This is a genomic window from Mycolicibacter icosiumassiliensis, assembly GCF_900078685.2.
Classification (GTDB): domain Bacteria; phylum Actinomycetota; class Actinomycetes; order Mycobacteriales; family Mycobacteriaceae; genus Mycobacterium; species Mycobacterium icosiumassiliensis.
Genome location: NZ_LT546166.1, coordinates 2117015 through 2142749 on the forward strand (window position 1 = coordinate 2117015; position 25735 = coordinate 2142749).

The window sequence follows — 25735 nt, forward strand, 5'->3', positions numbered from 1 at the left end:
AGGTTACCCCTGTTCGGCCGCCATGGCATCACGAAGACTCTTGGGCCGCAGGTCGTTCCAATGCTGCTCGACGTACTCCACACAGGCGGCGCGGTCGGCACCTTGTTCACCTCCGTAGACCACACGCCACCCGGCCGGAACATTGGCGAATGTGGGCCACAGGCTGTACTGCTCTTCGTCGTTGACCAGCACGTAGAAACTGCCGCTTTCGTCGTCAAAGGGATTGGTGCTCATCGGATCTCCTCGGTATCGGTGGCGCAGCGGAAAGGTGGGCGCCCAGGACCCGGTCGGACAGCAGTCCCAGACAACTCAGGTTGGGAAAACCGGGTCCCTGGGTGAGACCTGCCAAGTTGGGTAGAAAAAGCTTCGGGGCCACCTCTGTGACAGCCAGGTCGTGCCCGATCGCCTCGGCCAGCCGGTCACCGGAGAGCGGCCCGCCCAGGCCCAGCTCCAGCAGGTCCAAGGTGTCCTGGCCGAACAGCGATACGAACCACAGCGGGTCGGCACCGGAGCCGTCGATGACCAGATCGAAACCGTGCACGGTCTCGAAGTTCTCACCGCCGCGGTTGGTGCTCAGTGTCAGTCGGATTCGGCCGTCGCGGGCCACCGCGTGCGCCACCCGGCCCCGCAGGTGGCGGATCCGGTCGTCGGCCAGCAGCGCGTCCTGCACCCGCGCCGAGAACACCCCACGGTCGGTGCGGGCCAGCGCATCTCGCCGCTCGGCCAAAGTCAGCGCGGTCCAGTCGATGGGATCGGAGAACAGCGCGTTCTCGAAGAAGCCCTCCCCACGGGTGAACAGCGTCACCTGTGGGGAAATCACGGTGATCGTCGAAACCCGGTGCCGGAACAGCTCATTGAGCATCGATGCGGCGGTCTCGCCGCCGCCGATAACGGCGACGCGCTCGGCGCTGATCCGGTCGGCCGCAGCCCGGTGCCAGAACTGCGCGATCGAGAGCACTAACGGGTTGCCGGGCAGGATCGACTTCTCGGCCTGGCCCGGACCGGTGATCATCACTGCGTCTGCGGCGACCGTAGTCTCCCGGGAGGCCTCCCTCGTGTGCAGCACCCAACCGGCGCCGTTCACCCCCAGCCGCTCTACCTCACCGGGGATCACCTTGAGCTGCACCGCGTCGGCCACCCAGCGCAGGTACTGGCTCCACCGCAGGTGGGTGGGGGCCGGCCGGCCCCGGTCGACCCACTCGGCGAACTGTCCGGTGGCGATCAGATAGGACTGCCAGCCGTAGCGCGTCATTCGCTCGTCGAGTTCGGCGTTGCGGCCGGCAACCAGGGCCGAGCGGTACGGGAAGCCGACGTCCTTCTCCGGGCTGGTGCCCAGCCGGTGCGCGCCGTCGGTCCAGCCGCCGGAGGCGCGCCAGTTGGCGGCGACCTCGGTGCGTTCGACGGCGACCACGTCCGGTGCGGCGACGCCCATCTCGCGCAGCACCGCGGCCTTCGCGGCCACCGCGACCGCCTTGGCCCCGGCGCCCACCACCGCAAGTGTGCTCATCGCAGTTCCTCCACCAGGTCGCCCAGGCTGTCGGCGAACAGCTCTTGCAGCTGCCCGATCTCGGCGTCGCCGAGGATATCGGGCAGCGTGCGCCACTGGGTCATCAACGCCTGTCCCGCCCCGAGGTCGGCCACCGCGGCAAAGATGCTCAGCTCGTGGCGTACCGCCTGGCCGGGTTCGGGCACCGACGGCAACCCGGCGATCAGGTCTGGCGCCACGGCCGGCCCACCCCCGGCCCGGTCGACCCGGCCCAGGTAGTTCAGCAGCAACTGCGGACCCGGCTGGGCTGCCAGCCGGTCGGCGGTGTCGGCACGCAGGTAGGCCAGCAGCCCGTAGTCGATTCCGCCGCCCGGAATGTCGGCCAGTGCGCGCGCCACGCCGGCCGGGTCGGCCTGGGCCACCCGCAGCGGATAGATCGCGGACAGCAGACCGGCGATGTCGGCGGTGTCGACACCGGTCACAACCTCCTCGGCACGCCCGTGGGTCTCCAAGGCCAGCAGCGGTGTCGCGCCGGCCTGCCCGCGGCCGGCCCGCCAGGCGGTGACCATCCGCGCGGTCGCCGCAACCAGCAGGTCATGCATCGGAACCGGCAAGGCCAACAGCGCAGCGGTCAACATCGCGTCGGCGACGGTCACCGACACCGTGAGATCACCGGCGCGATCGCGCTGCGGGTCGACCCGCCGAGCACCCAGATCCGGATCCTCGCCGGCCAGCTGGGCGGCCCAGAAGTCCACGGTGTCCAGGCTGTGCGCACGCTCGTGCAGCGCGGTCGCCCAACGCCGGTAACCGCTGCGCTCCGGCAGCGGATCCGCCCCGGCCATTGCGGCATGCAGTTCACCGAGGATCACCTGCCACGACACCGGGTCCAGTGCCAGCACATGCCCGCACAGCATCAACACTCCCGCGCCGTCGGGCGCGCGCAGCCACACCGCCCGCAGCATGACTCCGTTCGCCGGATCCAGGCTCTCCAACAGTCGGGTGCCGTGCTCGGTGACCGCCGAAAGGTCGGCCGCCTCGACCGTGACCTCGGTCAGGACGTCGACGGGCTCGGTCGGATGCAGCGTCAGGTCGGCCGGGTCGAGTCGGGCATGCAACAGCGGGTGCGCGGCGACGATCGCGGCCAGGGCAGCGCGCAGCTGCTCCGGTTCGGTGTCGTCGGGCAGCCGGATCGCTTCGACCTGCCCCAGTCGGCGGGGGCTGCCGTATTGGTAGAGCCAGCGGCCGGCCGGCAGCAGCGGAATCGGCCCGTCGGCCGCCTGCGACCCGTCGCGCTGCACCGCCTCGCCGGCTTCGGCGACTTCCCTGTCCAAAGCGGCAGCCACGTCCCGAATCGTGTTGCAGCTCAAGATGGTCCGCGGACGCAACGGCAAGCCGCGCCGGCGGGCCGCCCGCACCATCGACAGCGCAACGATGCTGTCCAAACCCAGCTCACGCAGATCGGTCTCGACCCCCGGCGCGACGGTTTCCGCCCCCGCGGCGCCCTCCGGGCCGGCGAACACCTCGGCGAGCAGCTCCACCAGAACCCGTTCGGTGTCGGTGGCCGCCGCTATGCCGCAGCCGAGCGGATCGGACTGCGCCAGCAGTGCCGCCAACGTCTCGGTGTCCAGCTTTCCGTTGGAGGTCAACGGCATCGATTCCACCGCGGTGATCCGGGCAGGTATCAGGTAGGACGGCAGCCGGGTGCCGATCTCGGCGCGCACCCGGGTGGTGTCCACCTGCGCGCCGGTGACGAAACCGGCCAGTTGGGTTCCGGCCGGCCCTTGCACGGGCAGCACCGCGGCGGCGGTCACCCCGGTCGCGGCGGCCAGTGCCGCCTCGACCTCAGCGATCTCGACCCGGTAGCCGCGCACCTTGACCTGGTCGTCGGCCCGGCCGAGGTAGACCAGGCGGCCATCGGTCCGGCGCCGGACCAGATCCCCGGTGCGATACATCCGGCCGCCGGTGCGAAACGGGTCGGCGATGTAGCGGGCCGCAGTCGCCGCGGCGCGGCCCAGATAGCCGCGGGTGACCTGCGCGCCAGCCAAGTACAGCTCGCCGGCCACCCCGTCGGGCACTTCGCGCAGCGCCGAGTCCAGTACGTGGGCGCTCATGCCCCGCACCGCTTCTCCGATCACCGGAACATCGGTGTCGGCGACGTTGGCGACGACGGCTTCCACGGTGGTTTCGGTGGGTCCGTAGCAGTTGTGGACCGCCGTCGAGGTCGCCGCCCGCAGTCTCGCCCAGGTGTGCGGGGCAATGGCCTCGCCGCCGAGCGCCAGCACCGTGAGGCGGTGATCGGAGCCGGCATCAAGCAGGCCGGCGTCGAACAGTTGGGTGAACATCGACGGTGAGGTGTCGATCATGTCCAGTCGGTGGCGGCGGATGCCGTCGATGATCGCCTCGGCGTCGCGCATCTCGTCGGCGGAGAACAGGTGCACGGTCTGCCCGCCCAGCAGGCCGACCAGCGGCTGCCAGCTCGCGTCGAAACTCAGTGACCAGGCGTGCGCGACGCGCAGTGCCCGGCCCAGGCGCGCCACGGCGGGCTCGTACATGCGTTGCTGGTGGTCGGCAAAGTACGACGCCAGCGCGCGGTGGGTGCCGACGACGCCCTTGGGTTCTCCGGTGGATCCGGAGGTGAAGATCACGTAGGCGGCCGAGTCGGGGTGGATCGCGGTCGGAGTCGCGGTCTGCCCGGCATCTTCGGAACGCAGCTCGGCGAGCAGTTCGACCGTCAGTGTCAGCTTCGGACCGGCTTGGCGCAGAATCGATTCGATGCGCACGTCGGGCAGGCTGATGTCGACGGGAACGTAGGCCGCCCCGGCCTGCAGCACCGCCAGGATCGCGAGGACCGAATCCAGTGAGCGAGGCAGCGCTATCGCGACCCGGTCTTCGGGACCGATCCCCCGCCCGGCCAATGCCCTTGCCAGTTCGGCAGATTCGGCCGCCAGTTCGGCGTAGGTCAGGCTGCGGTCCTCGCCGGACAGCGCCGGACTGTCCGGGTGCGCCGCGGCGGCCGCGGCGAACAGCGCGGGCACCGAAGTCGCCGGGTCTATGCGGGGCGACACCGGGTCGACTCCGCGTACCCGCTCGGCGGGCAGCAGCACATCCAGATCGGCTATCTGGGGCCGCGCCGGGTCGGCCAGCTGGCGCAGCACCTGCAGCAGCCGCTGCCCCAGATCTGGAATCGACAGCTCCCCCAGTGCAGCTGGGATCGCCTCAAGCAGCACGGTGAGCCGGCCGTCGCGGGGCGGGTAGCTGACCAGGGTCAGGGGATAGTGCGTGAGGCTTTCCACCGTGACCGGGATGAAGCGCACCCCGTCATCGGTGGTGACCCCGGCTGACGCCGAGCCGATGGGCGCATTCTCGAATACCAGCAGGGTGTCGAACACCGCGTTGGTGCTGGCCCGCTGCACCGTCGACAGACTCAGGTACCCCAGGTCGCGCATGGCAGCGGTATCGCGTTGCAGCGCTTGGCAGGTGGCGACCACCTCGGCGCGCGGCGGTGTCGACGCGGCCACCGGGACGGTGTTGATGAACAGGCCGACCATGGTCTCGACGCCGGTGAGCTGTTGCGGGCGGCCCGACACCACCGCGCCGAACGCCACGTCGGTCCGGTCGGTGAGCCGGCCGAGCAGCACCGCCCAGGCGAACTGCAGCACCGTGTTCAGCGTCAGCCCGTGCCGGCGGGCCCACTCGGTCACACGGGCGGTGGCGTCGCTGTCCAGCGCGACCTCGTGGGTCTGCGGGACGGCGCTGCCCACCGCGGCTCGCGCACCGCCGGCCAGCATGGTCGGGGCGCGCAGCGGGGCCAGGTAGTCGCGCCACCGTTGTGTCGCGGCGGCAGTGTCTTGGTTTGTCAGCCAGCCGATGTAGTCGCGGTAGGGGCGCGGCGCAGGCAGCGGGTCGACGCCGCCGGCGCGATAGATCGCCACCATTTCGTCGAAGAACACCGCCATCGACCACCCGTCAAGCAACAGGTGGTGCACGGTCAGGATCAGCCGGTACTGCTCGGGGGCGGACCGGGCCAGCACGAAGCGCAGCAACGGTCCGCGGGCCAAGTCGAAGTTCGTGGTGCGTTCGATGCGCGCGATCTCATCGAATTCGCTTGGCGCAGCGTTGATCTCCCGCCACGGAAGAACCGCTGTCGCCGGGATGATCTGCACCGGGTGCGGCAGGTCGACGTCCCAGAACGAGGCCCGCAGGTTCGCATGCCGGGCCAGCATCGCCTCGGCACTGCGGCGCAACAGCCCGGGGTCGACGGCGCCGACGATGTCGATGACGAACTGCACGGTATAGACGTCGACACCGTCGGCCCCGTCATCGGTGGCGAGTGTGGCCAGCGAGAACAATCCCTGCTGCAGCGGCGAGAGCGCTAGCACATCCTCGATCGCCGGGGCCACCCGTTGGGAGGTCTCGGTCACGGCGAATCACCCCATGCCGCGGTCAGATCGGCCAGGGCGTCGCTGCTCAGACCCGAGACGCTCATCGGTTCAAACGCCGTGTCGGCGGCCTCCGGGGTGCCACCGGCAGCAGCGTGAAGGTCGACAGCGGCGGCCAGTTCGGCGAAGGTCGGGTGCTCGAAGATCATCCGCGGGTCGACGTCCAGCCCCGCGGCGCGCGCCCGCGCCGCCAGCTGCACCGACAGGATGCTGTCGCCGCCGAGTTCGAAGAAGCCGTCGCTGCGCCCGATCGCCGCGACACCCAATAGTTCGGCGCAGATTCCGACCAGGGTCTGTTCGGTGGCGGTGACCGGTGGGTCCGATTCCCCGCGGGTGGCCACTGCCGGCTGCGGTAGCGCGGGCCGGTTCAGCTTCCCGGAGTCCGTCAACGGCATGGCGTCGAGCACCGTCAGCGATGACGGGACCATGTAGCCGGGCAGCGTCGCGGCGACGGCCGCACGCACCGAAGCGATGAACTCCGCCGCGTCGGCGACCGGGGCGGCTGGGACCAGGTAGCCGGCCAGCGTGGTGACACCGCGCTGCTCCCAGGTGCGGGCAGCGGCGGTCGCCACTCCCGGTGCGCCGCGCAATGCGGCCTCGACCTCGGCCAGCTCCACCCGGAATCCACGCACCTTGACCTGGTGGTCGGTGCGGCCAACAAACTCCAATACCCCGTCGACGGTCCACCGGGCCCGGTCGCCACTGCGGTAGAGCCGGTCGCCCGAAACGTTGGCGAAGGGGTTGGCGACGAAGCGGGTCGAGGTCAGTCCCGGCCGCTTCCAGTAGCCGCGGACGATCTGCGGGCCCGCGTAGTAGACCTCGCCGACCACCCCGGGCGGCACCGGCTGCAGTGCGTCGTCGAGCAGGTAGGCCTGCGACCCGGGTGTGGGTCGGCCCAGTTTCGGTGTGGGCGGCTCGAGTTCACCGCGCACCACTGCACCCGAGGTTTCGGTGGCACCGAAGTTGTTGAGCAGTTGAGCGTTCGGATCCAGTGCCCCGCCGAGCCGGGCCAGCAGGTCCGCCGAGACGGGTTCACCGCTGCACACCAGGCGGCGCAGGCCGCGCAGCGAGTTGTCGGAATCGGCCAGCACCGAGATCAGGCTGGCCACCGCGGTCACTTGAGCCACCCGCTCGTCCACGATCAGCCGTGCCAATGCTTCGGGGTTACGGAACTCGTTGTCGTCGGCCAGAATCAGCGTCGCCCCGGCGGCCAGCCCGGCCAGCATCTCCATGCCGCCTTCCAGGAAGGTCATCGACGACTGGGCCAGCCGGATGTCGTCACCGCCGACCGGGTAGTGGGCGATCTGCCAGTTCAGCCGTGCGCTCATCGACCGGTGGGTGCCCAGCACGCCCTTGGGCGTACCGGTGGAGCCGGAGGTGAATACCAGATACATCGGGTCGTCGGGGTGCGGCACCGGAAGATCCACCCCAGCAGCATCTTTCGCCAATTCCGCCTGCACTTCGGCGTCATCCAGGCACAGCAGCGTGACACCGTCCGGCGCCGGAATCGCGTCCCGGGTGGCGCTGCTGACCAGGATCACTGTCGGTGCGACGTCGTCGATCATGAACTCGAGGCGCTGACGCGGGTAGCTCGGGTCCAGCGGGAAGTAGCCGGCGCCGGCCTTCATGATGCCGACCAGCGCCACCGGCAGATCCAGGTCGCGGCGCGCCGACAGGCCCACCAGGGTTCCGGGTTCGACGCCGGCGGCGATCAACAGCTCGGCGAGCCGGTCGGAGCGGCGATGCAGCTGCGGGTAGGTGAGCTCGGCTCCGCCGCATCGCACGGCGACACCGTCAAAGCTGCGGCTGGGCGCCAGCACCTCGGCGATGGTTTGCGGATCGCCCGCAGGAATCTCGGCACCGCGGCTCCACTGGTGCAAGATGCGCTCGCGCTGCTCGTCGTCGACCAGGCTGATGTCGCGCAGCGCCCGTCCCGGATCGGCTGCCATGGTCGCCAGCACCCGGCCCAGCCAGTCCGCCAGTCGTTGTACGGTGGCGCGCTCGTAGAGGTCGGTGCGGTAGATCAGATGTCCGTCATAACCGGAACCGCCGTCCCCGTCGGACTCCTTGGTGGTGAACAGATTCACCGACAGGTCGGCGTGCGCGATGTCGAACGTGGGCATCACGGTGCGGAAGACCAGGTCGCCCTCGGGACCGCTGCTGATGACGTGGGTGACGTCGGCGGCCTCGCGGACGTGGACCACCACCTGGAACAGCGGGTTACGCGAGAGCGTGCGGACCGGGTTGAGCGCCTCCACCAGCCGGTCGAACGGCAGGTCGGCATGCGCGTAGGCGCCCAGTGCGGCCTCCCGCGCCCGGGTGACCACGTCGCGCAGTGTCGGGTTGCCGGACAACCGGTTTCGCAGCACCACGATGTTGACGAAGAACCCGACCAGGTTGTCCAGGGCGTTGTCGGTGCGTCCGGCGATCGGCACCCCGAGCGGGATGTCGTCGCCGCTGCCGGCCAGATGCAGCAGCACCGCGACCGCGGACTGCATCACCATGAACTCGGTAGCGCCGGTCTCGCGAGCCAACGCCGCCAGCCCTGCTCGCACCTGCGGGGGGACGGTGAAGGCGACCGAGTCGCCGGAGCCGTTCGCGGTGGCGGGGCGGGGATAGTCCGGCCGCGGTCCGGTGTCGTCGGCCAGGCCGGCCAGTTGCTCGATCCAGTAGCGGCGTTGCGCCTCGATCAGACCGGACTCGTCGCGCAGCAGTTCGCCCTGCCAGTGCGCGAAGTCCGCGTACTGCAATGCCGGCGGCTCCCAGGCCGGGGCGGAGCCGGCGGCGCGCGCCCGGTAGGCGATCAGCAGGTCGGTGAAGAGCACCTCGACCGACCAGTGGTCGGCGGCGATGTGGTGCACCACCAGGGACAGCACCCGTTCGTCGCCGGGCAGGTGCAGCAGCGCCGCCCGGATCGGCCAATCCCGTTCCAGGTCGAATGCGACGGCGCGCTGCTCGTCGAGTCGGGCCCGGGTCCACGCCGCGACGGCACCCGGATCGGTTTCGGGGCACTGCAGTTCGGTCACCGGCACCGCCGCGGACGCATTGATCACCTGGTGAGGCAGCCCGTCGATCTCACGGAACGTGGTGCGCAGACTGTCGTGGCGGGCCACCATGTCACCGATCGCGGCGGTCAGGGCAGCTGTGTCGCAGGGGCCGGTGAGCCGGGCCGACAGCGGAATGTTGTCACCGGTGGCACCGGGGTCCAGTCGGTAGGCGAACCAGGTCCGCAGCTGTGACGCCGAGACCGGGAGATTGCCGGTGCGCGGTACGGCGACCAACGGCGGTCGCCCGGCCCCGTTTTCGCCGGGTTGCGCGGCCGGGGCCCGGTCGATCGCGGCGGCCAGTCGGGCCACCGTGCTGGCCTCGAAGATCTCCCGGATGCCGATCTCCACCTCGCAGCGGGCGCGGATCGCCGCGACCAGTTTGGTGGCCAGCAGCGAGTGACCGCCCAGGTCGAAGAACGAGTCGTCGGCGCCCACCTGGTCGCGGGACAGCAGTTGGGCGAACAGTTGCGCCACCAGGTGTTCGGTGTCGGTCTGCGGCTCCCGGTAGGGCGTGCTCTCGATCCGCTGCGGGTCGGGCAGCGCGGCGCGGTCGATCTTGCCGTGCGCGGTGATCGGGATGTCGTCGACCACCACGTAGGCCGCCGGCGCCATGTATTCCGGCAATGCCGCGGCCACGCGGGCCCGGATCCGCGGAATCTCGACGGTCTCTTCCACGGCACCCGGCCCGGCGGGGGTCAGGTAGGCGACCAGGCTGCGGCCCAACCCGGGCAGGTCGGACACCACCACCACGCACTGGCCGACGCTGGGATCCACCGAGATGGCCGAGGCCACCTCGCCGAGTTCGATCCGGAAGCCGCGGACCTTGACCTGGTCGTCGGCGCGGCCGATGAATTCCAGGTCGCCGGCGGCATTGCGGCGGGCCAGATCACCGGTGCGGTACAGCCGCTGGCCGGGTGTCCACGGGTCGGCGACGAAACGTTCGGCGGTCAGGCCGGGGCGGTCGAAGTAGCCGCGGGCCACATGTGTTCCGCCGATGTAGATCTCGCCGATCACCCCGACCGGCACCGGCGCCAGGGCGTCGTCGAGCAACCACATGGTGGTGTTGATGTTCGGGCTGCCGATCGGCACGATGCGGTTGCCCTGGGGGCCTTCCACCTTGTGGCGGGAAGAGTTCACCACGGTCTCGGTGGGGCCGTAGAAGTTGTGCAGCAGGGCATCGAAGGTGGCGTGGAACTTGTCGGCGAGTTCGCCCGGCAACGGTTCGCCACCGATCGGAATGCGCCGCAGGGTGCGCCACTGATTCACGCCGGGCAGCGACAGGAACAGGCCCAGCAGCGACGGCACGAAGTGCATGGCGGTGACGCCCTCGCGCTGCAGCAGGTCGGTCAGGTAGCCGATGTCGCGAAGTCCGTCCGGGCGCGGAATCACCAGCCGGGCACCGCTTCCCAGGGTGCCGAACAGTTCGCCGATCGATACGTCGAAGCTCGGCGAGGCGACCTGCAGCAGCACGTCGGTGTCGTCGACGCCGTACTCGCCGCCGAACCAGACCAGGTACTCGGTGATCGGGGCATGAGATACCTCGACGCCCTTGGGCAACCCGGTCGAACCGGAAGTGTAGATGAGGTAGGCCAGATTCTCCGAACGCAGCGGGCGCACCCGGTCGGCGTCGGTCGGGTCGGTGTCGGGACGGCCGGCCAGCTCGTCGGCGGTCAGCGGCTCACGCAGCACGATCGACGGCCGAGCGTCACCGAGGATGAATTCGATACGGTCCGGCGGGTATTCGGGGTCGACGGGAACGTAGGCGGCGCCGGCCTTGGCGATACCCAGGGCGGTGACCACCAAATCCGTCGAGCGGCCGAACAGCACCGCGACCTTGTCCTCGGTGCCGATGCCCGCGGCGATCAGGTGGTGTGCGATCCGGTTGGCGCGCACGTTGATCTCGGCGTAGCTGTACCGGCCGTGGTCGTCGACGACGGCGATGGCGTTCGGGGTGGCCGCGGCCCGGTCGGCCACCAGCGCGCCCAGGGTGGCCGGCGCCTCGGGGGGCGGGACGAAGTCGGGTCCGCGGGAAATCGCGTCCAGCCAGGCCCGGTCGTCATCGCCGAGCATGTCCAGCTCACCGACGACGGTCTGGGGCTGCGCCACGGCGGCCGACAGCAGCTGCACCAGGTGGCGCAGCAACTGCTCGACCAATGCCTCGTCGAGCACGTCGTGCAGGTACTCGGCCTCGATCAGCGCGCCGCCATCGTGGGAGCCGCCGGCCTCCACCATGATTCCCAGCGGCAGCTGGGCGACCTTGCCGCGGTAATCGGCTCGGGTGCAGGTGATCCCGTCCGGCTGGAAGCCGCCCCCCTGTGCCGAGCGGAAGCCGAAGCTGAGCCGGGTGAGTCGTTCCACTCCCCCGTGGCGGCGATCCGGGTTGAGTTCACGCACCACCCGGTCGAGGTTGATGCCCTGGTGGCCGAACGCCCCCAATGCGGCGTCGCGGGTGTGCGCCAGCAGCTCGCCGAACCGGACAGCGGCGTCAACCTTCGCGCGCAGCACCACCGTGTTGCCGAAGTAGCCGATGGCCCCGTCGGTACCGGCAGTGCGGTTGAGCACCGGTGAGGCGATGAGGAAGTCATCGGTGGCGGTGTAACGGTAGATCAGGGCGGACAACGCCGCGGCCATCACCATGTAGGGCGTGGCGCCGTTGCGACGTGCCAGATCGGCGATGCCGGACATCAACTCGGCGGACAGGGTGCGGGTGCACAAGCCGGCGCGCAGCGTGCTGGGTATCGCCGAGCCGTGCGGGCCGGGCAGCTCCAACGGGTCCGGCGGGTCGGCCAGCAGGGTGCGCCAGTAGTGCAGCTCGGCTTCGTGGCCGGAGCCCGCCGGAGCGGCGGGGTGCGGTACGGGCGCGCGGGTGGCGAACTGCTCCGGGTCGGCATAGGCGGCCGTGAGGTCGGCGAAGAAGACCGCCCAGGAGTCGTCGTCCCAGGCGATGTGGTGAGCCACCAGCAGCAGAATGTGTTCCTCTGGTGCAACCCGGACCAGGGTGAGCCGCAGCGGGGCATCGGCATCCAGCCGGAACGGGGTACCGAATTCTCGCCGAGCCAGGACTTCCAGGCGCAGCGCGCGGGCCTGTTCGGCGAGGTCAGACAGGTCGTGTGCGGCGAAGCCCGGCGTGACCTCGGCGATCACCGGGTGGGGTTCGCCGGCGTCGTCGACGGTGTAGACGGTGCGCAGCACCGGGTGGCGCGCGGCCACTGCTGCCAGCGCGGCCTGCAGCCGGGCGCCGTCCAGCGGGCCGGTGAGCCGGTAGGAGACCGAGATGTTGGCCAGGGCGCCGTCCGGGTCGAGCGCCTGCACGAACCACATCCGACGCTGCCCGTCGCTCATGGTCAGCGGCCCAGAACCATTGGCCGGCCCGGACTGTGGCACCGCAGCTGTCGAAGCGGCGGCCAGCCCGCGTTCGGCGAGTCGGCGGCGCAGCAGTTCCAGCCGCAGCTCGTTCGCGTCGGTCGCCTGGTCGACGGCGTCACGCGGCGATTCCAGCTTCGCCTCTCCTTCGTCGAGCCTCGCTAAACCGCCGGTGTCACGCGGCGATTCCAGCTTCGCCTCTCCTTCGTCGAGCCTCGCTAAACCGCCGGTGTCAGTCATGGGTGAACACAGTCCTTTCCGTGGCCGCGGCGGGCGCCGCGTCATCGGTCAGCGTCGCCGTCAGCTGGGCTCCGGTCATTCCGGCCAGCAGCGGACCGAGCGCCACACGCAGGCCGGTGGCCCGCCCCAAGCGCTTGCGCAGGTCCAGTGCGAGAAGTGAATCCAGGCCGAGGTCGACCAGGGCCCGGTGCATGTCGATGTCGTCGGGGCCTTCCAGGCCGAGCACCGTCACCAGTTCGTCGGCCACCACCTCACCGATCGGGCGATCGGCATCGGCGTCCGCCGGTGCTGCGGTCAGCGATTGGTCGAACGGCGAGGGCACGCCCTGACTGTCGAAGAACACCGCCAGTCGGTCGAAATCGGCGGCCAGGATCGCCGGGTCGTCCGGCGCGGCAAGAAGTCCGGCGGTGATCGCGGCGTCCGGGGCCATCGGCGTGAGGCCGGTTCGGGCGATCCGGTCCTTCTCCTCGCCGCTGACCACGGCCACGCTGCGCCACAGTCCCCAGCGGATGGAGGTGGCGCCGTGGCCCTGCGCCCGCAGCTGTCCCACCAGCGTGTCGGCCATCCGGTTGGCCGCCGCGTAGAGTCCGTGTCCCGACCCGCCCCACAGCGCCAGTACCGAGGAGCACACCAGTACGTGTGCGTCGGCGTCCAGCGGCCAGTGCCGTGCCAGGTTGTCCAGTCCGATCACCTTGGCGCCGAACGCATCCCGAACCGCCTCCGCGGTCACCTTGGACGCGGCCACGGCTTCTGCCGATGCCGTATGCACCAGCAGCCCGGCCGGTACGGGGCGATATTGCGCGATGACCGCCGCGACTGCGGCGTCATCGGTGATGTCGCAGCGGATCGCGGTGATACGCGCCCCGGTACGCGCGCGCAACGCATCCAACTGCGGCGTACTCGCATCGCTGGCCCCGCTGCGGCTGAGTAGGACGATGTCGCGGGCGCCGTGTTCGGCGCAGAACGCCGCGTAGGCCAATCCGATGGCGCCGGTTCCGCCGCTGATCACCACGGTCTCCGGGACCGTGGGCACCGTTGCGGCGGCCCTAGACTCGACGGACTCGACGAATCGACGGGTCGCCAGGCTCCCCGCACGCACCGCGACCTCGGTCTCGGTCAGCCACAGCGCGGCGCCAACGGCCCGCAGGTCGGCGGCAGTGGGCTGCACCGGCAGGTCCAGGTGCGCGAATGTGTGATCGGGATAGTCGAATCCGATGCTGCGGTGCAGCGCGGCCAGCGCGGCGGCGCCTGGGCGCGGTGGCGGATCACCGTCGAGTTGTTCGGCGCTGCGGGTCAGCAGCCATACCCGGCGGCAGTTCGCTGCGGGTTGGACACCGGCCTGGCTGGCCGCGTGCTCGGCGAACTCGGTTGTTGCTGTGGTGATATCGACCGCGTGGCTGAGCGGAGCGATCAGCAGCAGGAACTCGGCGTCGGCCGGGTTCACCACTTCTACGTCCAGCGCAGCCACCAGTTGCGCGGTGAGCTCGCCCGACTGCCCGGCGTAGTCGACGACGGCCACCCGCGCGGGCCGTTGCTCCGGCTCGGTGACCGGCCGCCAGCTTTCGGTCATGACGACCGGCATCCGATGGCGCGGCCCGGGCGATTCCGTGCCGGCCCACAGCCGGTTGGTGTGCATCGGTGCGTGCGGGAAATGCCGCAGCAGCGCAGGAGCATCCGGCGCAAAGTCGCGCCAGCGGTAACCGGGGTCGGCGATCGCCGCGGCGGCGATGTTGGCTGCCAGCGCCTCACCGGGTGGCCGGTCACGGTCGGTGCTGCCCAGCACCTGGGCGGCACCGACGGAGTCGCCGAACGCCACCAACAGGGTCGGGTGCGCCGACATCTCGATGAACGTGGTGACGCCGCGCGCCACCGCGGCAGCGGCGGCCAAATCGAATCGGACCTGCCGACGCAGATTGTCGAACCAATACTGTCCGAACGTCGTGGCGGGCGGGATCGGTCCGCCGTACACCGATCCGATGAATTCCACTGGGGCGCTGTGGAATTGCGCCTCGGGAAGCTGGCCGGTCAGCTGGTCTCGCAGCGGCTCCAGTGCGCTGGTGTGCGCCGGGTAGCGCACCGGCAGTTCGCGGGCGAAGACGCCGCGCTGGCCGGCGGACTCCAGAATCTGCTGTATCGCGGCCCATTCGCCAGAGACGACCACCGATTCGGGGCCGTTGACCACTGACAGCTCCAGCCAGCCGGGGGTCGCGGCGATGATGTCGGCGGCAGCGTCGGCGGTCAGGGCGATCATCGCCATGCCGAACCGGACCGGTGCGTTGGTGGCCAGCTGGTCGGTCAGTTGCGCCCGTGCTGCCACCACCGCGACGGCGGCGTCCAAGTCCACCACGCCGGCGGTGTAGGCGGCGGCCAGCTCCCCCAGACTGTGGCCGACGGTGATGTCGGGCGGCACGCCGAAATGCCGCCAGGTGGCGGCCAGCGCGGCGGCGTGGGTGAACTGGGCGGCCTGCACCACCACCGGGTCGGTGTCGGCGTCGTCGGTGCCACGCAGGTAGCGCAGCGGCGAGGCGTGACCGGCGCGCAGGAAGGCGTCATGGCAGCGGTCCGCCTCGGCGCGGTACGCCGCGATGCCGAGTAGTTCGGCTCCCATGCCGGGCCATTGGTTCCCCTGGCCGGGGAACACGAAAGCGGTGCGAGCGGCCTCGGGTTGATGCGACTGAGCCACCAGTGGGTGTTCGACGCCGCGGTAGACGGCGTCCAGGCCGGCGATGAGCTCGGCGGCGTCGCGGGCCCGGATCACCGCGCGGTAGCGGCGCACCGGACGGGTGGCCCGCAGGGTGTGGGCGACCGCCTCGACCCCGGCAGGATGGTTATGCAGGTAACGCGCCAGCGCACCGGCCTCGGCAGCCACCAGGTCGCGGGCGTGTGCCGAGATCAGCACGGGGATCCGGCCGTCGGGCAGGGTGGTCGGGTGGCTGTTCAGCACGGCAGCGTCGTTTCCGCACGCTCGGCGTGCTCTGCCACCCCGACGATCAGGTGGGCATTGGTGCCGCTCATCCCGAACGCCGACACCGAGCCGATCCGGCGGCCGTCGCTGGCCGGCCAGGCGGTGATGGTTTCGGCCAGCGTGATGCCGTGGGCGTCCCAGTCGATGCCGTCGTGCCAGCCGTCGCGGACATGCAGGGTGGGCGGGATCGCCTGGTGCTCGGCGGCCAGGAGCACTTTGGTCAACCCGAGTGCCCCGGCCGCGGCCTGGGTATGGCCGATGTTGGATTTGACCGAGCCCAGCCGCGGGCCGGCGCCGGCTGTCGTGTCGGTGCCGTAGACGCTGATCAGCGAGCGCAGCTCCACGGGATCGCCGACCCGGGTCCCGGTTCCGTGGCCCTCGATCATTCCGACCTGGCTGGGCTGCACGCCGGCGTCGGCCAGGGCGTGCCGGAAGAGCCGCTGCTGGGCCTGTTCGCTGGGGGTGAGCAGGCCGGTGGTGTGACCGTCCTGGTTGAGCCGGCTGGCCATGATCTCGCCGTAGATGTGGCGGCGCTCGCGCAGGGCGGCCGATTTTCGTTGCAGCACAAAGATTCCGGCGCCCTCGGCCCACACCGTTCCGGTGGCGGCCGCACTGTAGGGCCGGCAGTGGCCGTCGTCGGAGAGCGCGTGCTGCTTGGAGAACTCGACGAAGAAGCCGGGCGAGCCCATCACGCACACCCCGCCGGCGAGCGCCATATCAGTGTCACCGGCCTGAATCGCCCGCACCGCCAGGTGCATTGCGGACAGCGCCGACGAGCAGGAGGTATCGACGGTGATCGCCGGGCCGGCCAGCCCCAGGGTGTAGGCGACCCGGCCCGAGATCACCGACAGTGCCGTGCCGGGCAGCAGGTGACCGCTGTGCGCGCCGAACTGCGCCATGTCCGGGCCGTAGCCGGTGACCGACGCGCCGAGGTACACGCCGACGTCGTGGCCGGCGAGTTCGTCGGGATTGATGCCGGCATCTTCCAGGGCGCGCCAGGCCACCCGCAGTGCCACCCGCTGCTGCGGGTCCATCGCGACGGCCTCGCGCGGTGCGATACCGAAGAAGCCGGGATCGAATTCGGCGGCGCCGGAAAGGAATCCGCCCGCGTTGCAGATCGGCTTGAAGCCGTCGCGGTGCGATCCCTCGATGAGTTCGCGCACCGCCCAGTCCCGGTCCTCGGGGATGGTGCTCAGCGCTTCGCGGCCGTCGGCCAGCAGTGCCCAATACTGCTCGGCGGTGTCGATCCCACCGGGCGCCTCGACGCCGAGACCGGTGATGACGACCGGGTCTTCGCGCCGATCATTCATCGGCGATGATCCGCTTCGCCAAGGTCTCGATGTGCTCGTAGTGATAGAAGTGTCCGCCGTCGTACAGCGACATCGACCAGGCGCCGGTGGTGTGGTCGGCCCAGCGTTCCAGCAGGTCGGCGCCGACCCGGTCGTCGGAGCGGCCGCCCAGCACGGTGATGTCGGCACCGATGGTGGCATCGGGTGCGCACTGGTAACGGTTGAACGCCAGGTAATCCGAGCGCACCGGGGTCAGCAGCAGGGTGAGGAATTCCTCGTCGGCCAGGATTCGCGGGTCGGTGCCGCCCAGCTGGGCGAGTTCGGCGCGCAGGTCGGCATCGCCGGTGGGCACCTTGCGCAGACCGGCCACCGTGCCCGGCGCAGGCGCGGCCGAGGCCCACAGCCGCTGGATTTCGATGCCGCGCTCTTCGGCGATCCTGGCGAACTCGAACGCGACGAGCGAGCCCATGCTGTGTCCGAACAGGCGCAGCGGCCCGAGCTGGCGCCAAGGCGCGGCGTCGAACAGGCTGCGGGCCAACTCCGGCAGGGTTTCGGCGGCCGGTTCGCGGAAACGGTCGGCACGCTGCGGATACTGCATGACGTAGGTGTCGGCGCCGGCGGCCAGGGCCAGTGCCAGCGGGCGGTAGTTGACCGCGGTTCCGCCGGCGTGCGGGAAGACCAGCGTGGGGGCGCCGGGCCCGGGAAAGCGGCCGATCCAGGAGGGGAACTGTTCGACGGCCGAGGTGTCGTCGACGGCCATCCGATCCCCTCGCAAGTATTAGTAAAGGCTGCCCTAATTTCCCTGCGTTAGGTTACCCCGACAGGGGGCTGGCCGGAAATCCGGGCGGCGGCGGAACTACCGCACATCGCCACCGCCCGGACCGGCCGACGACCCATGCGCACCGCATGCGGCGGGTGCGACTCAGCTGGATCGGAGCAGGCCGTGCAAAGCGTCACCGCCGGCCGAGGCCGCGGCGCTACCGGTGTCCGTTGCTCACGCTGCCAGCGCCGTGGCAAGCATCTGCGGCCAGGTCACCAGCAGGTCCTGCAGCAGACTGCCGTCGTTGAGCAGACCAGTGAACGGGGCGTCATTGCCGTCGTACGGGTTGACCTGAGCGTAACCGTTGAGTAGGTCGCCCACGGTGTCGGCGGGCAACTTAAGGAAGTCGATCATCGCCTGGTCAAGATTCCCGGACAACAGCGCGGTGGTGATGGCGTCCACGTCGCTGGTGAACCCGAACGACGCACCGATCTGCGGCGCCATCAGCGCATCGCCGAGATGTTTCAGGTTCGTGTAGGTGAAGAACTCGTCGTAGACGTTGGTGAGCGTCTGCAGCTGTTCGGAGGTCACCGACGGGGTGGTGACGCCGTGGCTGGTCACGGTGAGAATCGGGTTCAGCAGGGGCTTGAGTGTGTGGTCCAGCGTCTCCAGGGACCACTCGTCGAAGTAGCTGTAGGCCTGGAACGTGTTGCCCTGCTGCAGTGCGGCCGAGATCTCCTGCAGGGTGCTGCCGGTCTCGCTGATCCCGGTGCTCGGATTCGTCACAGTTCCCCCGAATAACCCGAAGACGTAGCCGTCGTCACCGCCGTGCCAGCCGCCGTCGATCGAGTTCTGCAGACCGGCCGCGGCGCCACTGAGCGCGTTGCTGATGGCATCGCTGTAACCGGAGAAGGTACCGGTGAGCTCGTGGGTCAGCGCCGAATTCGCCGTCTGGGCATCGCTGAACAGCTGTTGCAGGTTGGCGGAAGCGGCGGCGAAAACGGCTTGGTAGTCGGCCGCGACGTCACCGAATCCACTGGTGAGCCGCACCGCCAGGTGCTCGACAGCGGCATCTGGGGAACCCGCAGGGGTGACCACGGCGAGGCCGGTACCCGCCAGCGCGATGCCCGCGAGCAGAAGCGGGAGGACACGATTGGAGCCGGAGGCCCGATCGACGCTGGTGACGCCGAGAACTGACTGCATGAGATCTCCTTCACAAGAACATGAGAACGGCCTCGACGAACGCCGGTGTTGGTCAGGCTTGCCTAATATAAAGTAGGCATGGCTTGCCTTAGCTGGACGTTTGCGTACGGCCCGCTGGTGATCCGCTTGACGCGCAGAACGCCACCGTCGAACACTGCCCTGATGGATATCCGCGGCACGATCGACACCTACCTGCGGGCGTGGATGCAGCAGGACCCCGAACTCATCGTCTCGATTTTCACCGACGACGCCACCTACCACGAGCGCGTGCTCGCAGAGCCGATCCGCGGTCGGGCTGGGATCCGGGACTACTGGCAGTCCAAAGTCGTTGCGGGACAGGCCAACATCGATGCCCGGTTGCTCAACCTCTATCCCGCCACCGACGGCACGACAGTGATCGCCGAATGGGAAGCCGTCTTCGACGACCGTGTCCAGGGACTACGCAAGCGGATGCGTGAGGTCGCCATCCTGGAATTCGCCGGTGAGCGGATCGCCAGCCTGCGGGAGTACTGGACTTCGGAGGTCGTCGGCTAAGGCGGGTTAGCTTCCTGCGCCGTGCGTCAGAGATGGCTCGCCACGAAGGCCGCGGCCTGACCGGGCATCGGCGACTGCGCATACGACAGGTGCGGCGCGGAGAACATCTCGTCGTGCGAAGGCAGCGCCAAGGCGCCCGGAGAGCAGATCGGATCGCCGTCGGCACACAGATCGATGGCCTTGGCCCCGTACCAGGGGCTGATCTCGCTGATCGGTCCCCCCAGATACCTGTCGGTGGGATTCCCGAAAACAGCGACCGCAGCCACGTGTTCAGCCTCGTCCGCGGTCAAGGTTGCGGCGTTGAAGCCCGCCACCGATGCCCGCGCGATGGTGATGAGGTCGATAACCATCGCGCCTTGGGAATAGCCGCCGAGCACCAATTTGGTATTGGGGCAGTTCGCAACCATGGATTGCACGTGAGCGTTCGCGTCGCCGGCGCCGGCAGAGGCCGACGGCGGCCAGTCTTCGGTGGCGGGGTAATTGACCGCATATACCCCGACGGAGCGCCCCCCGACCTGCGAGCGCAGCGCATCGACGAAATTCTGTCCGACTCCGCCAACACCGGGCGCCTCAGCGGTGCCACGCGCGAAGGTCACCTCGACGTCGGGACAGCCCGCAGCAGAAGCCGAGGGCACCACGACCGGGGCGCTGGGCAGCGCCGCCCAGGCCATCACCGTCGAAACACCGAGCAATCCGACCGATCGGCGCGCGTTCATAGCACCGATGCTGTCACACCGCGAGCGCGGTCGACCACCCCCTATCGCAGCGCCTCGGCAACCTCCGCGGCATCGAGCTGCGCCACTTCCAGGTAGATCTCGGCAACCGCGTCCAACCGGCCCGGATCGGCCTCAGCAGCAGCCAGCCGAGCAGCCAGCCCTGCGACGGTTCGGGTGGCGAAGATGTCGGCGACCACCGCGCCCGGAGCGTCCAGCCAGGTGCGGATGCGTGCCACGGCGGCGGTGGCCAGCACCGAATCACCGCCCAGGGCAAAGAAGTCGTCGTCAGCACCGACTCGGGCGGCGCCGAGCACCTCGGCGATGATCGCGGCCAGGGCGCGCTGCAGCGGACCGGCCGGCTCGCGGTAGCCCTCGCCCGCCGCCATGGCCGCAGCCAGTTCGGCCGTCACCGCCCGCCGGTCGATCTTGCCGGAGACCGTGTAGGGAATCGCCGAAACCACGTGCAGCTGACGGGGAATCATGTGCTCGGGCAGAGCCTCGGCCAGCCCGGCCCGCAATCTGGCAACGCTCACCGCGGGGTCACCGGTGCGCACGGCAGCCGCCAACACCTCACGCCCACCGGGCTCGGTCAGCGCCACCACCACCGCCTCGGCAACCCCGGGCAGCCGGCGCAGTGCGGATTCGACCTCGCCGAGCTCGATGCGATAGCCGCTGATCTTGACCCGGTGATCGGCGCGGCCGACGAATTCCAGGGTGCCGTCGGGCTGGTAGCGGGCCAGATCGCCAGTGCGATACCAGGTTCGGCCGTCGTGCTCGACGAACTTCTGGGCGGTCAGGTCGGGCCGACCGCGATAACCCGAGGCGATGCCGCGCCCGGCGACCCACAGTTCGCCGGCCACCCAGTCCGGGCGATCGGCTCCGTCGGCGCCGACCACCCGGCAGGCGATGTTGGGCAGCGGGGTGCCGTAGGGCACCGCGGCCCAATGCGCCGGCGGGTCACCCTCGACCTCGCACAGCGTGGCATGGATGGCGGTTTCGGTGGCCCCACCGAGCCCGGCGAATCGCACCCCGGGAGCCGCCGCGGCGAACCGCCGCGCAAGGTCGGGGCGCACCCAGTCGCCGCCGGTCAACACCGCACGCACCGACGACAGTTCGCCGCCGGTGGCGGCCAGCATCTCCAACGCCCCCGGCATCAGGTTGAGCACGCTGACCCGGTGCCGCGCCACCAGCTGCGCCCACACTTCGGGGCTGCGCCGGTCGGCCTCATCGACCATCACGATCGCCGCACCGGCGCGCAGCATGGCGAAGACGTCGAGCACCGACATGTCGGCGTCCAGGGTCAGCAGCGCCAAGCTGCGGTCGCTCGGTCCGAATCCGAAACGGGTGCTGAGGGTTTCGACGGTGTTCATGGCGGCGTCGTGGGTGACCTCGACGCCCTTGGGCTCGCCGGTGGAGCCGGAGGTGAACACCACATAGGCCAGCTCGCACGGATCGGTGCGAACCGGGTCCACTACGCCGGGGCGCGACAAGGCATCCCGCACGCTCATCACCGGAATGTCCAACGCGGGCACCGCGTCCCCGGTCACCAGGGCCAGCACGGCACCGCCCAGATCCAGGATGCGTGCCACGCGCTCGCGGGGCTGATCGGCGGCAATCGGCAGATAGACCGCGCCGGCGGCCAGGATGCCCAGCAGCGCCGGAATCTGCTCGGCGCCTTTGGGTCCCAGCAGCGCCACGGTGTCACCGGGCCGCACGCCGCGCTCCTGCAACGCGGCGGTCACCGCCGACGCCTGATCGCGTAGCTGGCCGTAGCTCAGCTCGCCCGACCCGTGCAGCAGCGCGACCGCCTCGGGATCGCGGTCGGCCTGGCGAAAGAACCCGTCCTGCAAGGTTTCGCCGCTGGGTTCGGCGGTACCCGCGTTCACCGACGCGCGCATCGCGGCCTGGTCGGCGGGCAACGCGGCCGGTGCGGATTCCGCCCAGCCCTCACCCCCGGCCAGCCGGGTCAGGTCGGCGATGTGGTGGGCGAACATGGCGTCGATCACGCCCGGCGCGAACATGTCCTCGCGCACATCCCAGTTCACCAGGATGCCACCGTCGAACTCGGTGACTTGGGCGTCCAGCAGCACCTGCGGGCCTTGGGAGATGATCCAGACCGGGGTGCCGAACGCGCCGGTGACCTCATCGGCGAACAGTTCTCCGAGTCCGAGCGCGCTGGTGAACACCACCGGCGCCAGCACTTGCGTGCCGCGATGGCGGCTCAGGTCACGCAACACCGCCAAGCCGGGGTAGTCGGCGTGCGCGGCGGCGGTGCGCATGGCGTCCTGCACCGCGTGCGCGCGCCGCGCACCGGTGCTGGCCTGGCTCAGATCCACATCCAGCAGCAGCGACGAGGTGAAATCACCGACCAGCCGGTCGACGTCGTCGTGCAACGGTTCCCGGCCGAACAGCGGCACGTTGAGTAGGAAGCGCGGTGCGTCCGACCAGCTGGCCAGGGTGTGTGAGAACGAGGCGGCCAAGGTCATGGCCGGGGTGACGCCGTGGGCGCGGGCCTGGCCGAAAAGGGCGTCGCGGGTGTCCGGGTCCAGCCAGTGCCAGCGCCGGGTGCTGCGGCGCGGGTCGGCCGGGGCGCCGGCGGGCGGCGGCAGCTTGGGCGGGTTATAAGAGGCAGCCATTGGCGGTGACTCTCGTCGGGTGCGCGGTCGCCGGTGGCGTGGCGGTACTGCCGGTAGGTGTAGCCCAGCGCCGGCAACGTCTCCCCCCGGTAGGCGGCGGCCAGATCCGCCATCAGGGTGCGGTAGCTCATGGCGTCGGCGGCCTGCATGTCCAGGTCGACGTGCAGGCGGGCGGTCCCGTCCGGCAGCAACGACACCGTGAGCTCGAAGACCGCGTCGTCGAGTTGCTGGTGCGATTTCGCCACCCGGGTGGCATCCAGGCGCCGGGCCACCTCGTCGCCATCCAGTCCGCGCAGATCCTGCACGGCGACGGGCAGTTCGGCATCGGCCCGAATGTGCTGGGTGCCGTCGGGTGAGAACTGCACCCGCAGCATCGGGTGCCGGGCGGCCAGCGCGGCTGCGGCGGCGGTCAGCCGGTCCGGATCGAGTCCGGGGCCGTCAAATTCCACATAGAGGTGCCCGGCCACCCCGCCGAGCGCGACGTCGTCGTCGCGTCCCACCCACATGGCGTGCTGCATCGGCGCCAGCGGAAACGGTGCGCCTGCATCGCTCGGGTCGTTTGTCGGCGCGGTGACGGGTGCCGGTTCGCCCCGGTCGCCCAGCAGGTCCTGCCATGCCGCGATGCGCGGGTCGGCGGCCAGCGCAGCGAAGTCGACGTCAATGCCCTGTTTGCGCCAGCGACCGGCCAGGCTCATCATCCGGATCGAGTCCAGACCCTGTCCGACCAGGTCGGCCTCGGGATCGACGACGCTGGCGTCGGCGCCGAGCAGGTCAGCGACCTGCGCGCGAATCTCGTCCGGCCCCACGGCGCCACTCCACCCTTCGTTAGGCTGCCCTAATTTCTCGAAGCTACTCTATCTAGGTTCGGTCGTCGGTAAGCCAGGGAGTACACATGCACGGGTTCGTACCGTTTCCCGACGAGCGGGCCGCCGCCTACCGTGCGGCCGGCTACTGGAGCGGACGACCATTGACTTCACTGCTCGACGACGCCGCCTCGCACTGGCCGGATCGGCCCGCGGTGATCGATTCGACCACCACGCTGTCCTACGCCGAACTGGATGCGGCGGTCGACCGTGCCGCCTCGGGCCTGCACGGGCTCGGTATCGCCGCCGGCGAGCGGGTGTTGCTGCAGTTGCCCAACAGTTGCACGTTCGCGGTCACGCTGTTCGGGCTGCTGCGAGTGGGCGCCATCCCAGTGCTGTGCCTGCCCGGGCACCGCGCTGCTGAGATCGGGCATCTGGCCGCGGTCAGCGACGCGGTGGGGATCGTGATTCCTGACGCCACTGCGGGATTCGACTATCCGGCGATGGCCGCCGAACTGGGGCTGCGGCGGCTCGTCATCGACGATGCGTCCGAGCTCTCCCCAGCGCCGCGATTCACCCCCGATCCGGCCGCGCCGGCACTGCTGCTGGTCTCCGGCGGGACCACCGGATTACCCAAGCTCATCCCCCGCACCCATAACGACTACGTCTACAACGCCACCGCCAGCGCGAGAGTGTGCGAGCTGACCGCGGGCGACGTCTATCTGGTGGCGTTGCCGGCCGCCCACAACTTCCCACTGGCCTGCCCGGGGTTGCTGGGCGCCATGTCGGTGGGCGCGGCCACCGTCTTCGGCACCGACCCCAGCCCCGAGGCGGCGTTCGCCACCATCGCCCGGCACCGGGTGACGGTCACCGCGCTGGTGCCGGCATTGGCCAACCTGTGGGCACAGGCCTGCGACTGGGAGCCGCAGAAGCCGACGACGCTGCGGTTGCTGCAGGTCGGCGGCGCCAAACTGGCCGCGGGCGACGCCCGCCGGATTCGGGAGGTACTGACGGCGGGCCTGCAGCAGGTGTTCGGCATGGCCGAGGGCCTGCTCTGCTACACCCGGCCCGGCGACGCCGCGGAGTTGCTTGACAGCACGCAGGGCCGGCCGTTGTGCGCCGACGACGAGTTGCGCGTGGTCGACGAGGACGGCGCCGAGGCGCCCGAGGGCGAGCTATTGGTGCGCGGGCCGTACACGATCAACGGCTACTACAGCGCAGCCGAAGCCAACGAGCGATCGTTCAGCCCGGACGGCTTCTACCGCAGCGGGGACCGGGTCCGCCGGCTGGCGAACGGCTACCTGGAGGTGACCGGGCGGATCAAGGACGTGATCGTCCGCGGCGGCGAGAATATCGCCGCCGACGAGCTCGAGACGCACCTGCTGCTCCATCCGGCGGTTCGATCGGCGGCCGCGGTCGGCCTGTCAGATCAGTACCTGGGCGAAAAGGTTTGCGCTGCAATTGTGTTCAACGGTTCACCACTGACGCTGGCCGAGCTGAACCGCCATCTCGACGAATGCGAGCTGGCCACCCACGTCCGGATCGATCAGCTGGCGGCGCTGCCGACGCTGCCGTTCACGGCGGTCGGCAAGATCGACAAGAAGGCGTTGGTTCGCCAGCTCGGCGCGGTCAAACACATCTGACGGGATAGGCGCTGAGTCTGGTGTCGGCCGTAACAAGATCAAGATGTTCGGCAATCGCCTGCGCTACCAACATCCGGTCGAACGGATCGCGGTGGTGCCACGGCAACTGGCGCAGCTCCTCGGCGTGCGACGAAGCAAGCGGTAACTCGCGGAATCCCGAGTCACGCACGGCGTCGTTGAAGCTCTCTGGGGCCTGCAGCTTGCCAAGCGACGCCTTGATCGACACCTCGGCAACCGTCACCGCGGACACGAACAGCTCATTGTCGGGGTCACCGATCATCGCGCGGTGGGCAGCGGAGAGGCGGTCGTCGTCAGCGAGCCACCACAACACGACATGCGTATCGAGAAGACCTCTCACCAGCGGTCATTTCCCATACCAGGCCCGCTCATCGACGGCCCCGAAATCATCGAAATCGGGCGCCATGGTGACCTGCCCCCGCCAGAGGCCCGGCCGGCGCACCTGGCGTTCCGGCCGATAGGGAACCAACCGCGCCACCGGCCGGCCGTGGCGGCTGATCACGATTTCGTCGCCACTTTCGGCGCGTGCGAGCAGGCGGGAGAAGTGAGTCTTCGCGTCATAGACGTTCACCCGCTCGGTGCTCATAACCCAC

13 protein-coding genes and 1 pseudogene are annotated in these 25735 nt (G+C 69.9%); 2 read left to right on the forward strand and 12 right to left on the reverse strand.

Features of this window, described 5'->3' with window-relative positions:
* Positions 1-3 precede the first annotated feature (3 nt).
* The 8 genes from BN4346_RS34050 to BN4346_RS34085 all read right to left on the reverse strand — a co-directional run bounded on the left by BN4346_RS34050 (position 4) and on the right by BN4346_RS34085 (position 18792).
* Positions 4-234: an MbtH family protein gene (locus BN4346_RS34050; protein ID WP_067971558.1), complete on the reverse strand. Its 231-nt coding sequence runs from the start codon at positions 232-234 to the stop codon at positions 4-6.
* Positions 215-1507, reverse strand: coding sequence for an NADPH-dependent L-lysine N(6)-monooxygenase MbtG (gene mbtG, locus BN4346_RS34055; protein WP_067971559.1), 1293 nt, complete (start codon positions 1505-1507; stop codon positions 215-217). Before mbtG ends, BN4346_RS34050 begins: the two co-directional genes overlap by 20 nt.
* A complete protein-coding gene (locus BN4346_RS34060; protein WP_067971562.1) occupies positions 1504-5907 on the reverse strand; it encodes a non-ribosomal peptide synthetase in 4404 nt (1467 codons plus the stop codon). The genes mbtG and BN4346_RS34060 overlap by 4 nt, the downstream gene beginning before the upstream one ends.
* A complete protein-coding gene (locus tag BN4346_RS34065) occupies positions 5904-12575 on the reverse strand; it encodes a non-ribosomal peptide synthetase (RefSeq protein ID WP_078058596.1) in 6672 nt (2223 codons plus the stop codon). The genes BN4346_RS34060 and BN4346_RS34065 overlap by 4 nt, the downstream gene beginning before the upstream one ends.
* Entirely contained in the window at positions 12568-15519 is a 2952-nt protein-coding gene (locus BN4346_RS34070) for an SDR family NAD(P)-dependent oxidoreductase (RefSeq protein ID WP_067971563.1), read from the reverse strand. Before BN4346_RS34070 ends, BN4346_RS34065 begins: the two co-directional genes overlap by 8 nt.
* Complete coding sequence (locus BN4346_RS34075) at positions 15513-16850, reverse strand: beta-ketoacyl [acyl carrier protein] synthase domain-containing protein (protein ID WP_067971564.1); 1338 nt, start codon at positions 16848-16850, stop codon at positions 15513-15515. Before BN4346_RS34075 ends, BN4346_RS34070 begins: the two co-directional genes overlap by 7 nt.
* Positions 16843-17589: a thioesterase II family protein gene (locus BN4346_RS34080; protein WP_067971573.1), complete on the reverse strand. Its 747-nt coding sequence runs from the start codon at positions 17587-17589 to the stop codon at positions 16843-16845. The genes BN4346_RS34075 and BN4346_RS34080 overlap by 8 nt, the downstream gene beginning before the upstream one ends.
* Before the next feature lie 234 nt (positions 17590-17823).
* Positions 17824-18792, reverse strand: coding sequence for a hypothetical protein (locus tag BN4346_RS34085; RefSeq protein ID WP_067971579.1), 969 nt, complete (start codon positions 18790-18792; stop codon positions 17824-17826).
* Between the two features lie 162 nt (positions 18793-18954).
* On the opposite strand from BN4346_RS34085, the gene BN4346_RS34090 reads away from it, so the two are divergent.
* The gene (locus BN4346_RS34090; RefSeq protein WP_067971582.1) at positions 18955-19326 is read left to right on the forward strand and encodes a nuclear transport factor 2 family protein; all 372 of its coding nucleotides are present in this window, start codon (positions 18955-18957) and stop codon (positions 19324-19326) included.
* A gap of 26 nt (positions 19327-19352) precedes the next feature.
* Here BN4346_RS34090 and BN4346_RS34095 read toward each other — a convergent pair whose 3' ends face one another.
* Together BN4346_RS34095 and BN4346_RS34100 are read right to left on the reverse strand one after the other, a co-directional pair.
* Entirely contained in the window at positions 19353-20042 is a 690-nt protein-coding gene (locus tag BN4346_RS34095) for a cutinase family protein (RefSeq protein ID WP_078058597.1), read from the reverse strand.
* A gap of 41 nt (positions 20043-20083) precedes the next feature.
* Positions 20084-23484: pseudogene (locus BN4346_RS34100) on the reverse strand (non-ribosomal peptide synthetase).
* Positions 23485-23570: 86 nt separating this feature from the next.
* On the opposite strand from BN4346_RS34100, the gene BN4346_RS34105 reads away from it, so the two are divergent.
* On the forward strand, positions 23571-25124 hold the full coding sequence (locus tag BN4346_RS34105; RefSeq protein WP_067971585.1) for a (2,3-dihydroxybenzoyl)adenylate synthase: 1554 nt from the start codon (positions 23571-23573) through the stop codon (positions 25122-25124).
* Here BN4346_RS34105 and BN4346_RS34110 read toward each other — a convergent pair.
* Both BN4346_RS34110 and BN4346_RS34115 read right to left on the reverse strand, forming a co-directional pair.
* Positions 25111-25482, reverse strand: a complete 372-nt coding sequence (locus tag BN4346_RS34110) for a type II toxin-antitoxin system VapC family toxin (protein WP_078058598.1) — start codon at positions 25480-25482, stop codon at positions 25111-25113. The genes BN4346_RS34105 and BN4346_RS34110 overlap by 14 nt on opposite strands.
* A 6-nt stretch (positions 25483-25488) precedes the next feature.
* The gene (locus BN4346_RS34115) at positions 25489-25728 is read right to left on the reverse strand and encodes a type II toxin-antitoxin system Phd/YefM family antitoxin (protein WP_067971591.1); all 240 of its coding nucleotides are present in this window, start codon (positions 25726-25728) and stop codon (positions 25489-25491) included.
* Between the last annotated feature and the right edge of the window lie 7 nt (positions 25729-25735).

Coding starts and splice junctions, on each gene's coding strand:
- BN4346_RS34095 (WP_078058597.1), bottom strand. CDS start 20,042: ATGAACGCGCGCCGATCGGTCGGATTGCTCGGTGTTTCGACGGTGATG.
- BN4346_RS34085 (WP_067971579.1), bottom strand. CDS start 18,792: ATGCAGTCAGTTCTCGGCGTCACCAGCGTCGATCGGGCCTCCGGCTCC.
- BN4346_RS34075 (WP_067971564.1), bottom strand. CDS start 16,850: ATGAATGATCGGCGCGAAGACCCGGTCGTCATCACCGGTCTCGGCGTC.
- mbtG (WP_067971559.1), bottom strand. CDS start 1,507: ATGAGCACACTTGCGGTGGTGGGCGCCGGGGCCAAGGCGGTCGCGGTG.
- BN4346_RS34090 (WP_067971582.1), top strand. CDS start 18,955: ATGGATATCCGCGGCACGATCGACACCTACCTGCGGGCGTGGATGCAG.
- BN4346_RS34080 (WP_067971573.1), bottom strand. CDS start 17,589: ATGGCCGTCGACGACACCTCGGCCGTCGAACAGTTCCCCTCCTGGATC.
- BN4346_RS34065 (WP_078058596.1), bottom strand. CDS start 12,575: ATGACTGACACCGGCGGTTTAGCGAGGCTCGACGAAGGAGAGGCGAAG.
- BN4346_RS34115 (WP_067971591.1), bottom strand. CDS start 25,728: ATGAGCACCGAGCGGGTGAACGTCTATGACGCGAAGACTCACTTCTCC.
- BN4346_RS34050 (WP_067971558.1), bottom strand. CDS start 234: ATGAGCACCAATCCCTTTGACGACGAAAGCGGCAGTTTCTACGTGCTG.
- BN4346_RS34105 (WP_067971585.1), top strand. CDS start 23,571: ATGCACGGGTTCGTACCGTTTCCCGACGAGCGGGCCGCCGCCTACCGT.